Source organism: Streptomyces sp. NPDC058335 (assembly GCF_042723915.1).
Lineage (GTDB): Bacteria > Actinomycetota > Actinomycetes > Streptomycetales > Streptomycetaceae > Streptomyces.
Map to the genome: position 1 here is coordinate 1 of NZ_JBHXHX010000035.1, position 13,200 is coordinate 13,200.

At 70.0% G+C, this 13,200-nt stretch carries 13 protein-coding genes; 4 read left to right on the top strand and 9 right to left on the bottom strand.

Annotated elements, in window-relative coordinates; genetic code table 11:
- Positions 1–1,794: 1,794 nt before the first annotated feature.
- The 4 genes from ACFWJX_RS39220 to nhaA form a co-directional block, all read right to left on the bottom strand.
- On the bottom strand, positions 1,795–2,091 hold the full coding sequence (locus ACFWJX_RS39220; RefSeq protein ID WP_383251684.1) for a hypothetical protein: 297 nt from the start codon (positions 2,089–2,091) through the stop codon (positions 1,795–1,797).
- Positions 2,088–2,297, bottom strand: a complete 210-nt coding sequence (locus ACFWJX_RS39225; protein WP_383251685.1) for a hypothetical protein — start codon at positions 2,295–2,297, stop codon at positions 2,088–2,090. The genes ACFWJX_RS39220 and ACFWJX_RS39225 overlap by 4 nt, the downstream gene beginning before the upstream one ends.
- Before the next feature lie 135 nt (positions 2,298–2,432).
- Positions 2,433–2,678: a hypothetical protein gene (locus ACFWJX_RS39230; protein WP_383251687.1), complete on the bottom strand. Its 246-nt coding sequence runs from the start codon at positions 2,676–2,678 to the stop codon at positions 2,433–2,435.
- A 17-nt stretch (positions 2,679–2,695) separates the two neighbouring features.
- The gene (gene nhaA, locus ACFWJX_RS39235; protein WP_383251689.1) at positions 2,696–4,015 is read right to left on the bottom strand and encodes a Na+/H+ antiporter NhaA; all 1,320 of its coding nucleotides are present in this window, start codon (positions 4,013–4,015) and stop codon (positions 2,696–2,698) included.
- Between the two features lie 1,242 nt (positions 4,016–5,257).
- On the opposite strand from nhaA, the gene ACFWJX_RS39240 reads away from it, so the two are divergent.
- Positions 5,258–5,893 (top strand): hypothetical protein, encoded by a 636-nt coding sequence (locus tag ACFWJX_RS39240; protein WP_383251693.1) that lies wholly within the window; start codon positions 5,258–5,260, stop codon positions 5,891–5,893.
- Positions 5,894–5,960: 67 nt separating this feature from the next.
- A complete protein-coding gene (locus ACFWJX_RS39245) occupies positions 5,961–6,806 on the top strand; it encodes a class I SAM-dependent methyltransferase (protein WP_383251694.1) in 846 nt (281 codons plus the stop codon).
- Positions 6,807–7,818: 1,012 nt separating this feature from the next.
- Here the strand turns inward: ACFWJX_RS39245 and ACFWJX_RS39250 are convergent.
- From ACFWJX_RS39250 to ACFWJX_RS39265, 4 genes are all read right to left on the bottom strand, one after another.
- On the bottom strand, positions 7,819–8,055 hold the full coding sequence (locus ACFWJX_RS39250) for a phosphopantetheine-binding protein (RefSeq protein ID WP_383251696.1): 237 nt from the start codon (positions 8,053–8,055) through the stop codon (positions 7,819–7,821).
- A complete protein-coding gene (locus ACFWJX_RS39255) occupies positions 8,052–8,417 on the bottom strand; it encodes a hypothetical protein (RefSeq protein ID WP_383251698.1) in 366 nt (121 codons plus the stop codon). Before ACFWJX_RS39255 ends, ACFWJX_RS39250 begins: the two co-directional genes overlap by 4 nt.
- On the bottom strand, positions 8,342–9,286 hold the full coding sequence (locus tag ACFWJX_RS39260) for an ABC transporter transmembrane domain-containing protein (RefSeq protein ID WP_383251701.1): 945 nt from the start codon (positions 9,284–9,286) through the stop codon (positions 8,342–8,344). The genes ACFWJX_RS39255 and ACFWJX_RS39260 overlap by 76 nt, the downstream gene beginning before the upstream one ends.
- Before the next feature lie 290 nt (positions 9,287–9,576).
- Positions 9,577–10,941 carry a condensation domain-containing protein gene (locus tag ACFWJX_RS39265; protein WP_383251703.1) on the bottom strand — a complete coding sequence of 455 codons (1,365 nt, stop codon included), beginning with the start codon at positions 10,939–10,941 and terminating at the stop codon, positions 9,577–9,579.
- A gap of 85 nt (positions 10,942–11,026) precedes the next feature.
- Here ACFWJX_RS39265 and ACFWJX_RS39270 point away from each other — a divergent pair, with 85 nt between their 5' ends.
- A complete protein-coding gene (locus ACFWJX_RS39270; RefSeq protein ID WP_383251705.1) occupies positions 11,027–11,458 on the top strand; it encodes a redoxin domain-containing protein in 432 nt (143 codons plus the stop codon).
- Between the two features lie 524 nt (positions 11,459–11,982).
- Here the strand turns inward: ACFWJX_RS39270 and ACFWJX_RS39275 are convergent.
- Entirely contained in the window at positions 11,983–12,156 is a 174-nt protein-coding gene (locus ACFWJX_RS39275) for a hypothetical protein (protein WP_383251707.1), read from the bottom strand.
- 386 nt (positions 12,157–12,542) lie between these two features.
- Between ACFWJX_RS39275 and ACFWJX_RS39280 the strand changes: the two genes are divergently transcribed.
- A complete protein-coding gene (locus tag ACFWJX_RS39280) occupies positions 12,543–13,124 on the top strand; it encodes a hypothetical protein (protein WP_383251709.1) in 582 nt (193 codons plus the stop codon).
- Positions 13,125–13,200 lie beyond the last annotated feature (76 nt).

The following is a 13,200-nucleotide window of genomic DNA, read 5'->3' on the forward strand; positions in this document are numbered from 1 at the left end:
TCCGCCGCAGAGCGGTACCGATGTGCTGCCAGCCCGGCAGGTCACGCGCATACGTCGGGGGCGGCAAGGGCGGTGTGGTTGCCTGGCGTGTCTGCAACTGGTCCGCAGGGGTCTCTGTCTTGGAGCGGGACAGCGGCGCGCGGTCGGCACCACCCGGCTCAGGCGCAGGCGTTGGCGAGCTGCTCATCAAACGGGCGCCTTCCCCTCCTGCAATGTGCCGTCGTCCGGCTCCTGTTGGCAAGGTTCCCCGACGAGCCGTTCGTACGTCACCCCAGGCTGCACGCCCCTCTCACTCCGACGGCATCGACCTGGACCAGATCCTGGGGACCCGCCCGTTAGCGACCAGCCGCCCTGGCAGGCACGCCTGTCCACCCAGGCCGCCGCCACTGCAGGCGAGAGCTGCCCTGGGCACGCCCGCGAGATGCTCCGCGAGGGTACATCGCCGGACGCGATCCGTGGTCCTTCCCCCCTTCGACGCCCGCGACCCCGAAGGTGAAGACGTCCGCTCCGCCGCGGTCGGACAACTCACCGCCATCTACTGGATCAACCGGACAGCGGGACGCTTGTACGTCGTCTGGCTTGGTAGAGCCCATGACCGCCCAGTGGCCCGAGGATGAAGGCGACGTCGTGGGCGGGCCATTTCCGTGGCGACCGCACCGCGGCGGTGCCCGCCGGGGGAGCGCGCTGGAGCGGCTCGAAGGCGATTCCGGTCAATCCTTCAGGTTGCGTCAGCTCCACGTTGCCAGGTCTCGGCAACACGCATGTCTCCCTCGGAGCCCAGGCGGTTCGCAGCCGACCAGGCTCATTCACCGTATCTGTATGGGCGTCGCCGGAGATCTCGCTTCTGCCTTTGCCTCGACGGACGCCGTCGGCTCGGGCTGCGAGGCGCTGTTTCGCCATGTGATGCCCGTGAGTTGAACGGGGTTGTGGACACGGCCGTGAACTCGCTCGGCCGGTGTAACCGGCCGCTGGGCGCCAGCGGCCGGCTAGTCGGCCGACGGGCGCGGCCTGTTGGGAGAACCGCTCGCCGAGCTGTGCGCCACATGAGTCCCGCGGCGAACATCGTCAGCCCGAGCTGGGCGGGGAACGTGAGGAACGTGCCGTCCTCTGAGTCCGCTCCCAGCTGTTGGGGCCAGGGGTACTACCACCGTTGCGCTTGCCCAGAGCACCAACAGTGCCACTCCCCAGATTTGTATCACCCACGGGGTCGTGCGCCGGCGCATTCGACGGAGAGCCCAGCCCGCAGCGCGGCGATGGCGAGCGGCAGGGCGAAGGCGGAATATCCGCTGGCGAACTGTTGGCCCGTCAGCGTCGGCGAATAGCGTCAGGCAGCGCGCGGTACCTGACGGCACGGCAGAACCTTCGGCCGCCGGTATCCATGCAACGGTGCCTGCCACGACGGGGGATGCGCGGCAGGCGCCGGAGTCAGTGTGGCACGGTACCGTCATGCGCGTTGCCCCGCATTGCTGTCTGTTGCCTTCCTCTAGCTGGAGCTGGCTGGCCCGCTCGTAACTACGGGCAGAATGCGCGGCGTGGGAGACCTGTCACCTGCCGCTGCTGTTGTGGTGCGGTTTCAGAGGTGGTGGATTCTCCGTGTGGTGCGGTAGTGGTGCCAGCGTCGGCGTAGCCAGTCGCCTGCTTCGCCTATGGCGAGCAGGAATGCGGCAGAGGCGGCGCATGCCGTGGGCGAGGCACTCCGGTTGGTGGCCTGACCAAGGAGCCACAGGCCCGTGGCCAGGAGGAGCCACCATGCGGTGAGCGACCAGATCAGGCGCTTCAGGCGGGTGGGGTCCGTCATCGGGTGGTGGCCTGGGGGTGGTTGCCCGCCACGATGAGCAGGATGCAGCCGGCACATGTGAGCAGTCCTGCGAATGCGGTGGCGGCCAGGGTGACGGTGGTCGAGGCGTCGGCCAGGCGGGGGAGGGCGTTGAGGGGAGCGGCGGCGTAGAAAGCGAGGATGGCGATACCTCGGGGACGCATCGGTGCCAGGCGGGAATGCAGGCGCTGCCGTACATGACCGGTGAGCAGGGCGATGCCGGCGGGCAGCAGGGTGAGGGAGAAGACGGAGAGGCCGGTCCACTGCCAGATCATGTGAGTTCGCGGTTCCTGTCGGAGTGAGGGCTGGACGTCCTGTCGCGGCGGGTCGCCGTCAGCGTGGCGAGGCCCGCCGTGAGCGTGGTCAGACCCAGGACGAGCAAGGGAAGGCCAGGGCCGGGCAGCACGTAGAACGCTGCTCCGGCCGGCGTGAGAAGCGCGCCGGTGATCGTCAGGATGGTGCCGATTCGGTGTGCAGGCATGGTGCTCCTTGCTGCTGGGGCGGGATCGGCAGGTCATGGGCGATTTGTGCGGGGCGTCAGCGGCCTTCAGTCCGAGCCTGATTCGGCCAGTCCGCTCCGGTGGGGGAGAAGGCCTGGGTGCTGCGGTGGTGGAGGTCATTCACTGTCCCTGCCGATCAGATATGCGGTCACGGTCCCGGCGAGCAGGGCCCAGGCGACGGCGGCCCAGCCGGCCTGGCTCCAGCCGATGGCCGTCACTGTCACCGCGACCACATCTGCGGCCGCCATCGCCCGCCGACTGGTGGTGAAGGCCCATGCGCGGCGGGCGCTGCCCGGATGCCTGATCTCGGTGAACGCGGTGCGGACGACGAGAGCCGCGACGATGATCACGGGCGTCAGCACTGATGCCTCATCGTCCATCAGGTGGCCTGGCCGTCCCGTCCGGCTACGGCCGGGCCTTGAGTGTGCTGGTAGATGTCGGGAATGCCGTCCGCGTCGGCGTCGAGGGTTTCGGCCTCGTACAGGCGACGGTAGATCGTGTTGCGGCGGCGCAGCAGTCCGGCGGCGAGCAGAGCGGCGAGCACTGAGGCGATCAGGACCGCGGCCTTGACGTGCTCTGCCGTCTGGCCGCCGGGAAAGGCCAGTTCGCCGATCAGCAGGGCCACGGTGAACCCGATCCCGGCCAGCACCGACAGGCCCAGCACGTCGGCCCAGGCCAGGTCGGGGTTGAGGCGAGCACGGGTGAAGCGTGCGGCCAGATACGTTCCGGCGAAGATACCCAGGATCTTGCCGGCGACGAGACCGATGACGACGCCGAGGGGCTCGGGACTGGTGAACACCTCACCCAGGGCGGCTGCGGTGATGCTCACGCCGGCGGCGAACAGCGCGAACAGCGGCACCACGACCCCGGCCGACACCGGGTGCATCAGATGCGCCACCCGGGCGGCCGGGGAGTCCTTCTCACCCGGGTCATGGGTGGTGCGCAGGATCAGCCCCATCGCGACCCCTGCGACCGTGGCGTGGACGCCGCCGTTGTACATGAGCGCCCAGACGGTCAGGCCGAGGGGCACGTACCACCACCAGCCGCGTACCCGCGCCCGCTGGAGGAGGTAGAAGACGACCAGTCCGGCGCACGCCCCGGCCAGAGCCCACAGGTTCAGGTCTGAGGTGAAGAACACCGCGATGATCAAGATGGCGCCGAGGTCGTCCACGACCGCCAGGGTGAGCAGGAACGCGCGCAGCGCGGCTGGCAGGTGGGTGGACAGAACCGCGAGCACGGCGAGGGCGAACGCGATGTCGGTGGCCATCGGCACCGCCCACCCCTGCAGACTTCCCCCGCCCGCCGAGGCGGTCGCGACATACAGGGCTGCCGGCACGGCCATCCCGCACACCGCGGCGATCACCGGCAGCGCCGCGGTCGCGGGAGTGCGCAGCTCGCCGACGACCAGTTCCCGCTTCAGCTCGATCCCGGCGACCAGGAAGAACACCGCGAGCAGCCCGTCCGCCGTCCAGTGCCCCACCGACAGGTCCAAACCCAGGGCCGGAATCCCGAAATGGAAATCCCGTATCTCCTCGTACGTCCCGCTCCACGGGCTGTTCGCCCACACCAGGGCTGCCACCGCGGCCACAAGCAGGACCAGGCCACCGACGGTCTCGGTGCGCAGGGCACGGGCGACGGCCTGGCGCTCGGGAAGCGGCAGCAGGCCCAGGAAATAGGAACGCGAGCGAACATCGGACACGGCGAGGAATCCTCCGGGGCGTCGGCGGAAAAGGGCACACGGCCCCACGGACGCCGACCAGACTTCCCGGCACACCCCGCGCCAGCTCTTGACGCGTTCTTTACACCGTATCGAGCAAGAACCTCGCTGTCTCCCCCTGTAGACGGTCAAGATCAGCATGATGCGGTGCTGTAACCAACCATCCGGGCCGACTCGACCCCGACGGCCCGCGGCTGCTGATTCTTGACGGCCTGGTTCGCCGATCACCAGCTCTGGCGTCGTGATGCGGTGATGCCCATGTGCCAAGCGGCCGTTACGGCAGGTCGGTGCGGCCCAGCCAGCTCGGCCGCACCGGCACCCCCTCCTTACCGCTCTCCGGGCGGTAAGGAGGGGGGGAGACAGCACAGCAGCCGTCTGATCCAGTTCGCTCTTGGGGGGCCGCGCGGGCTTAAAGAAGGAACGCGCGTCCGATACTCCAGGGAACGTGACGGGAACTTCACCGACACCATCACCACCGAACTGCCGTCCGGCGGTTCGGTCCGCGCATCCTCCGGGACAAACGTCTGACCAGCACCGTGGTGGCGTGCTCACCTTGCATGAAGGCAGCTGGCCAGCCCTTTCAGAGCTCCGACGCCATCCGTCGCCAACGGGAAAACCTGATTCGCGGGATGAGCGAGTCACAGGCCCTGCGATCCGAATCCGCTCTGGCCGTGACGGAGGCCGAGTGCGTCCAGCAGACATCCCTCGGGAAAACCGCGCGTGCCCTGGAGATGGAATACCGAGACAAATTGCACGCGACACAGCCCGGCCCTGGCCAAGGCCTCCAGTCGCGACGAGCGACGGACCGTCCGGCGGGACAGAGGAGGAAGTCACCGCGCCAGGAGTCGGGACGTGTCCGGCCGTCCGGCCTCGGGGTGCGGGGGGGGGCGAGTGTACGGGGGATCCGCCCCTGAACATGGAGGCCCGATGGTTGCCCCGATCCTGCCGTACCTCTCACCGGAGCGTCTGGAGCGTCTGGAGCATCTCCAGCAGCTCGCTGACGCGTCCCGGCTGCGCGCAGCGCTGTTCCCGTCACCGAAGCCGCCGCCGGTCCGGCGTCGCCACGGGAGTACGCCGGTGGCCGGCCGAACCCATGGGCGTACCACGCGCCTGCGCCGCCGCCGGGGTTGAGCGGGCACGCTGGACTCCACCGAGCATCCGGTGTCCGGAGCGGCCGATGCACCGAGTGGAGAGTGGCGCCCACCGTGGCGAACAACCGGGTGGGTGTTGCCCCGGAGCGAGCAGGCCGGCGGCCACCGCACCTGCTACTTGGGCCGTTTCGAACGCGCCATCCAGGGCCGGTGGGCCGGTGGGCGGCCGCCCGACCCGCTACGCCGGTTGTTCGCCGCACGAGAGCACTTCAGCACTGCCCTGGGCGCGCTTCTGGGAAAAGCGGTCTACAAGCCATGGCATCCCGCCGACCAGCTCGCCTTCGAGGGCCTGCACCTGCCCACCAGCAGTGAGCAACACGAAGCCGACACCCTCATACTGCTGCTCGCCGAGGGAGTCATCGACTACCTGGCAGTCAAGGCCTTCCGGCGCCTTCCCGGGGTGACCGACTCCAAGGCGCAGAGCATCAACTGCCTCGAAGCGTGGGTCGCCGCGAGCGGAGGTGACAGCGACACGCTGATCCGTCCGTTGCGCATCCTGCAGGGCCTCCGTTCCACGGGCCCTGCTCATCTGCGCGGCAGGGACCGGCACGCCACCCTGACACACGCTGGCCTGGAGGTACTGAGACCGGATGAGCAGTTCGTGCAGGTGCTTACTCTGACCGGTGATGCCCTCAACGCGCTCGCCCGGCACGCCCAACCCCAGCATCGGACGACGAGACACTCCCCCGGCTCGTCACTACGCTCGTAAGGAGGCGGCGGAGCTCGCTCGAGACTGTCGGCGCGAAACCGCCGTCCGACCGGTGAGGAGCGCAGCCATGACGACGCAGAACAGCACGGCCGACGCCGACCGTGCGCTGAAGGCCAAGCACCGCGCGATGTGGGCCCAGGGGGACTACCCGTCCGTGGCCTCCGAGGTCATCTCCGAACTGGGGGCGGTCCTGGTCGAGGCGTGCGACGTGCGCCCCGGCCAGCGGGTCCTGGACGTCGGGGCCGGCTCCGGCAACGCCGCGATCCCGGCGGCCCTCGCCGGCGCGGACGTCGTCGCCTCCGACCTGACCCCCGAACTGTTCGAGGCCGGCCGTCTCGTGGCCGCCGAGCAGGGCGCGCAGCTCACCTGGCAGGAGGCCGACGCCGAGGCCCTGCCGTTCGGCGACGCGGAGTTCGACACCGTGATGTCCTGCGTCGGCGTGATGTTCGCCCCCCACCACCGGCAGGCCGCCGGCGAAATGGTCCGGGTCTGCCGCCCCGGCGGCACCATCGGCCTGCTGAGCTGGACGCCCCAGGGATTCATCGGCCGGATGTTCGCCGCGATGAAGCCCTACGCGCCGCCGCCCCCGCCGGGTGCGCAGCCGCCCCCGCTGTGGGGGGACGAGGATCATGTGCGCGGCCTCCTCGGCGACCGGGTCACGGACGTGCGCGCCGAGCGCCGGACGGTCCGGATCGACCTCTTCCCCACGCCCGAGGCGTTCCGCGACTATTTCAAGGAGCGCTACGGCCCGACCATCTCCGTCTACAAGAACATCGCGGGCGAGCCCGACCGGGCCGCCGCCCTGGACCGGGACCTGGCGGCTCTGGCCCGCGACGGGAACCTGGCGGCGGGGCAGGACGGGACGGTCATGGAGTGGGAGTACCTGCTGCTCACCGCCCGCCGGGCCGGCTGACGCCCGGCCGCGGTACCAGGGCCGGACGGCGCACAACTGCCGTACGACCACGGCACGAGCCCGTCCTTCCCTGGTTCGGATCTTCGCCGCCTCGGCGGCCGGGCGGCCCGCCGAATGATCGACAGATCCCCCCATACCACGCCACGCCAACTACGCCCACTCCATGCCCAGCCCCCGCAGTGCGTCCAGCTGCTCCTAGGCAGCCTGGCCCGCCTCGCGCGAGTGTTCGATAGCCATGCGCCGAGCTTGTGCTGGTGTTCCTGGCCGTCGACGACGACGGTTTCGAGGTGCCCTCTCGGCACCGCCTTCAGGGCACCCTCGCGCTCGCCCACTGGGTGAGGGTGGTGAGTCCGCGTTGGAATGCAAGGACGGGCGGCCCTGCGCCTCACCCCGGGTGACGTCATGGACCTGGTCGTGCATGACGGCCGACCGGCACCAGGAACCGGTCGACGGTCAGCTGGAGGCGTCGGCCATCTGCTCTTGGTGGTGCTTGAGCGCGTCAGGGGCCGCGAGTACGTCGACCGGGGCGAGGCTGCTCCAGTACGTGTGCGTGACGATCACCCCGGCGAGTTCGACTTCCCGCGCCCGCAGCCGGCGATCTCCGCCGCGTCCGGGGGTCCCAGCCGGGGGAGGCGGGGCGCGACGAGGGCCGCCAGGCGTTCTCGTGCGTCTCCCACGCGTCCAGCGGTTCGGCTGACCACGGCACCCGACGGTCAGGTCGGCCGGGGTTTCCGGTTGCGGCGCGGGCGCCGCGGTCAGGAGCCCGGCCGTGTGCCGGCGGCACAGCACAGCCTGCTCGGCGGCCGGCCACGACGACGGTGTCCGACCGCCGTCGCAGCCATACCAGAGCGGCAGCAGCGCGACCGGGAACAACTGCGGGGTCAGTGGCCCGCCGAGAACGAGGTGTGGGCCGCCGGTCCGTCGGCCCGGTGCGGCAGGTGGATCGGTCGATCGACGCCGGCGAGCCTGCCCGCCGACCGCCGCCTCCACGCGAGCCCCGACGCCATGGCCACTAACTGCGGTCGATGACCGCGCAGATGCCGGCCACGCTGAGATTCGTCGTCAGGTCCGAGGGTGCGAACTCCACCGCGAACAGTGTCTCGGCCTCATCCAGGATGTGCAGGATCTTGAGGCTGTCCACGCCGAGCTCCGTCAGGTCGCGGTCCAGCTCGGTCGGTGCGAAGCCGAGCAGCGGCACGATCACCTCGTCGATCAGCCGCCGCTCGGTGAGGCTCGGTTCCACGTTCATCCTGACCAACTCTCCGTCTCTTGCAGCCAAGCATGATGGAGTCGCGCGTGCACCAAGTCGTGCTCGCCGACGAGTTGTTGGTGCGTCCCCCGTTGGACGACGCGTCCGGCGTCGAACACTACAACCTCGTCCGCGGCCTGGTCGGTGGAGAGCCGACGCGCGATTGCGACCGTCGTGCGTCCTGTGGAGACCCTGTCGAGGGCTCGCTGGAGTCGCACCTCGGTGGCCGGGTCCACGGCGCTCCTCGCCTCGTCCAGGAGGAGCAGATCCGGATCCGCGACGTACGTCAGGGCCAGTGCGACGGTCGTCGACTTGCCCGATCCTGTGGGTCCGACGAGCGCGACCGTACGACCGGCGGACACCTCGAAGCTGACGTCCCGCAGGACCGGCGGGACGTCGCCGTACGAGAAGCCGACGCCGTCCAGGCGCAGCGCCAGCGGTCCCGCGGAACAGTCGGGCGCGGCCGTGCCGTACCCGCACCGCGCCGCCCGCCCGCAGCACCGTGCCGACCCGCTGCCCACCCCACGACGCTGCGCGGCAGGGCCGCGAAGACCTGGCTGATCGGCACCATCGGGAACGCCGGCACGGTGAACAGGAACGCCATGCTGAGCACCTCGGTGACGGTAACCGCGCCGCGCTCCAGGCGCCAGGCGCCCACCGCGAGGATGCCGAGCGTCGCCAGGCCCGGCAGGCCCCGCCGAGCACCGCCTCGAAGGGAACCCTGCACCCGGCCCACCCGGGTCATCGCCGTACGGAGGGCGACGGACGACGCCCGGACACGTTCGGTCTCCTCCGCCTCCCGGCACAGACTCTTCACCACCAGCGCGCCGTCGATGCTCTCGTACGCGATAGCGCTCAGCTTCGCCCGCAGTTGCTGGACATCGGCCGCGCGCGGCGCGATCCGGCGGGAGAACGTCACGTTGAGCGCGAGCATCGCCGCCATGAAAAGGACGCCGAGCAGTGCGAGCGCCAGGTCGGTGAGGAACAGCGCGACGATGGCCGCGAGCAGCAGCACCACCGTGCCCACCGCGTACGGCAGCGGGGGGATAGCCGACCAGGTCGCCCCGACGTCGGTGTTGGTGCTGGCGTTGGCGTTGGCGATCAGCGTCCCGGTCTGGTGCCTGCGGTGCCAGGACAGCGGTAGCCGCAGGTACTGCCGGACGACCTTTCGGCGGGACGTCGCCTGCAGTTGGAACTGCAACGCGTCCGCCTTGAGCCGGCGGGCGTACATGCCGACCGCGTTGCGAGGCCGACCGCGACGATGAGCGCCATCCCGGCCGCCACGGCGGCCACGTCGGTCCGCCCTCGGGCCAGACTCGACGCCACGACGTTGGCGACAGCGTCACCCACGACGTACGCCGTGCCGACCGTTGACAGGCCGAACAGGATGCCCGCACCGAGTGCCGTCGCGAACAGCCGCGGCTGGAGGCGGATGGCGTGCCCGAGCACCCGAAGGCCGCGGCCGAGCAGTTGGCCACCGGAAGCGCCGGCTCGGCCGGGGCTGATAAATCCGCGCCCGCGCTAGCCACGGCCACGCGCGAACCGAGTGAACGCGGAATCCACGGGCCAGTCGACATCGCCGTTCGCGGCAGTCAACAGCAGGTCGTTGACCCCGCACAGGACGGCGTGCATCGTCTCGGCGTCGACATAGCGTCGATTGCCGAACATGCGGCCCCGTACAACGTCTCCGTCCGAATCCAGGAACAGACCGAACCGCAGCCTCGTCGACGGCACCGGCGCGACCGTCTCGCAGACCGACTCACCGTCCGCGAGCCGGGCAACCCTGGGGTCGTACGGCAGGGGCTCGTCGTAGCCCATGAAATTGACGAAGTGGTCCACGGAGGTGCCACACTCCTCGGTCACGTCCGGGAACATGGCGTCGAGCGCCGACAGGTCGTAGCGGCTCGTCCGGTACGTCAACAGGAGCGCGGGCCAGATCCGGGTCACCATGTCGTAGAACGACGTGCCCGTTTCCACCGGTACCAGTCCCTGCTGGGCCAGGGGACCGACGTGGTCCTTGGTGCGGGGGTCTCCCCGGTTGGAGCACGTCATGATCATGCCGAACCGGTCGAGACGCTGCACCCAGGCCAGGGCCGCGGCGCCGGCGGCCACGAAGACGGCGGAAGGCCTGACATTCAGCTTGGTCGCGATCGACTGCGCCCGCGTCCCCAATCCCTTGGCATACAGCTCGACGGCCGGGAATCGGGGCTCGGGAGAGTCGTCCACGGTGGCCCGGAACAGCGATCGGGGCGCGGTCCCGAAGCCGGATCGCCATCGGCGCAGCGTCGTCTCCAGGCGCGCCTGTCCCTGTGGCGACTGCTCTTCGGCGGCCTGATCCAGTGGTTGATGGGTGATCGGCGGAAGGCGTCGCGGGTCGGCTCCATCGAGCAGCGCGCGGAAGTCGCGCTCGAGAATGCGCATGGACGTGCGATCGATGACGAGATGCGACAGGGCGCCAGTGAGCCATCTGGGCCGGCCGTGCTGAACGACCAGCGCCAGCCTGGCGTGAAACTCCGGCCCGGCCACGAAGCCGCGTGACGACGCCTCGGACATCAACTCCCGGGCCTCGGCCAGACCCGACCGCGTACCGGCCTTGACCACGGGCACCGGCACAGATCCCTCCCGCACCACCGCTTGGCGCAGCGAGCCGTCGCCGTCGCCGTCGGGGAGAAACGCCGTCCGTAATCCTTCGTGTCGCTCGACGAGCGCACCCAAGGCCGCCAACACCCTGGTGAGAGTCAAGTCGCGCGGCAAGCTGTAGAGGAATGATTCATTGAATCGGTAGTCGTGCGGCCGGTTGGCGCGGACCGTTTCCCACTGCTCTCGCTGACCCCAAGTCGTCGGTCCGGCATCACCACGGTGACTTTGGAAAGTCAACTCGTGCATCTATGGCACCCCGTCTCTCCGAATCCGCCCCGAACCTAGCAACGGCCCGATGTGAAATCAACGGCGATGATCGATGCCTCGAGCCATGCTGGTCGCGTCGAACGCACACCCCACGAGGCGAAGGTGGAGCAAGACGTCCATCCGGTTGAAGCCGGGTGACCCGGCACCCCAGTTCTCGCTGCCCACCGTGGCGGGCACCGCTCTGTCGCTCGCGACGCTGGGCGACAGACCCGTCATTCTCTACGCGTTTCCGACCGCCATGACCCCCGGCTGCACCACCTGGGCGTGTGACTTCCGAGACTCACTGTCCACACTCGACGGCGCCGATTTCGACGTCGTCGGCATCTCCCCGGACACGCCGGAGGCTCTGGCGGAGTTCGCCGAGCTCGACGGCCTCCGGTTCCCGCTCGTCTCCGACGCCTTCGGCGTTGTGCGGACTGGCCGCTCCGCCCCGGCCGCGGCCGGGCGCCCTGGTCGGTGGGCCCTGCTGCGCCCCGTGCCCCGCCGCTGCGCCTGACGGTCGTTTTCGGTCCACCGCGGTCGCCCTTGATCGCGGCCCACCGTGGCCGCCCGGCTCGTCGGGCAACCTGCGGTCGTGCCGCTCACCACCGCCGTGCGCCGTGGCTCGGCTGCACGGCGCCCACTGTCGGTTGGTATCCGGCTCCGTGCCCGGTCGTGTGCCTGCCGCCCCGCGCCTTCCCGCTGCGCCGCCCTCCTGCCCTTGCCTGGGCCCACGGTGGCCGGCCGCCAGGGACTGACCGGCTGCCATGCTGCCCCGTCCCGTCGGGTCCGGCTGCCGTGTCCGTGGTCGGACACCGTCCGCCTGCTTCCCTGTCCGCCTCTGTTCCCTGGCGCCTACTTCGGCGGAAGGCACGGGTGATGGACTGCTTGACGGTGTTGTCCTGGGTGTCGGCGGCGCTCGTGCGTAGTGTCAGGAACCGTGCGTCGACGGGAACGTTCAGCGGAGTCGTCCGGCGCCGGCCGGTGTGCCGAACAGGCCCGCCAGGCCGACCAGGCCGTGCGCGAGCACGGCCGCCTGGGCTACGTCACCGGCCAGCTCGTGCGCATCAGCTGATCGACGGCAGGACCGAGTTCGTCGCGCTGCACCCTCGCGAGACCGCGCGCACCCTCATCGCGGCGATCGTCGACGCCAGCCAGGGCCACCTGCACGACGAGGCGACCGTCATGTGCCTGGACCGGCAGGGCGTCGGCCACTTCCAGCGTGACGCCGCCACCGGCGCCGACCTCACCGACGCCTCACGGTTGCCAAGGACGGGACGGACCACTCCCGGGCGATGACTCTGGGCGGGGGTTGCGGGCAACCGCAACGACTGCAAGGCAGGGGAGCTGTCCGGCGCGAAAGCCGTCGTCGGCCACGAACCCACGTGCCCTCCTGGAAGAGGTATGAGAAGCACGTCTTGGCGTCAGAACCAGGCGTCCAGCCGGTGCCCGTCACTGGCACGGACTGCTCTGGCATCTCCCGCCTGGGCCTTGCATCCGTTCGGGTCAGTAGTGATGGCGGCGGGGACGGGCTCCGGCGAAGGTGGGACGGTGCTCGACATTTCTGTCGGCACCCGTCCCCTGTTCCAAGGAGCACTGTCATGTCTGATCGCAATACCCTCATCCGCAGCCTGCACGATGTGGGTCTGGCAGCCTGGTTCGGCGGCTCGTTCATGGGAGCGGTCGGTCTCAACGGGGCAGCAAAGGATCAAAGTGAGACGGCCCAGGCCAGGGCACGGATTGCCTCGTCGGGGTGGGCGAAGTGGACGCCGGTCAACGCCGCAGCCATCGGCGCGCACCTGTTCGGCGGCGGCGGACTGCTTGCGGTGAACGCTCACCGGGTTGCCGCCCAGAAGGGCGTGGGGGCCTCCACCACGGCCAAGACCGTCGTCACCGTTGCGGCTCTGGCCGCCACTGCCTATGCCCGTGTCCTGGGCAAGAAAGTCGAGCTGGCTTCCTCCTCCGACCCACAGGACGCCGAAGAGGCTGCCCAGCACCCCATCGACCTCGACAACGCCCAGCGGCAGCTGCTCTGGGCGCAGTGGGCGGTGCCGGCCCTGACCGGATGCCTCGTGGTGCTCAACGCCCTGCACGGTGAGCAGCAGCGCCCTGAGGAGCAGCTGCCCGGCATGTGGGAGCGGGCTCGCTCCGCCGCCACCCCCTTCCTCCCGCAGCACTCTTGAGGGCGGCGGAATCCGTACCTCTTCAGGGCGCTCGCCCCGCTTGGTGGTCAGCGCCCGCGCCCATCGGGGTACCGCA

Coding starts and splice junctions, on each gene's coding strand:
- ACFWJX_RS39245 (WP_383251694.1), top strand. CDS start 5,961: ATGACGACGCAGAACAGCACGGCCGACGCCGACCGTGCGCTGAAGGCC.
- ACFWJX_RS39225 (WP_383251685.1), bottom strand. CDS start 2,297: ATGCCTGCACACCGAATCGGCACCATCCTGACGATCACCGGCGCGCTT.
- ACFWJX_RS39270 (WP_383251705.1), top strand. CDS start 11,027: ATGCTGGTCGCGTCGAACGCACACCCCACGAGGCGAAGGTGGAGCAAG.
- ACFWJX_RS39250 (WP_383251696.1), bottom strand. CDS start 8,055: ATGAACGTGGAACCGAGCCTCACCGAGCGGCGGCTGATCGACGAGGTG.
- ACFWJX_RS39280 (WP_383251709.1), top strand. CDS start 12,543: ATGTCTGATCGCAATACCCTCATCCGCAGCCTGCACGATGTGGGTCTG.
- ACFWJX_RS39220 (WP_383251684.1), bottom strand. CDS start 2,091: ATGATCTGGCAGTGGACCGGCCTCTCCGTCTTCTCCCTCACCCTGCTG.
- ACFWJX_RS39260 (WP_383251701.1), bottom strand. CDS start 9,286: ATGTACGCCCGCCGGCTCAAGGCGGACGCGTTGCAGTTCCAACTGCAG.
- ACFWJX_RS39265 (WP_383251703.1), bottom strand. CDS start 10,941: ATGCACGAGTTGACTTTCCAAAGTCACCGTGGTGATGCCGGACCGACG.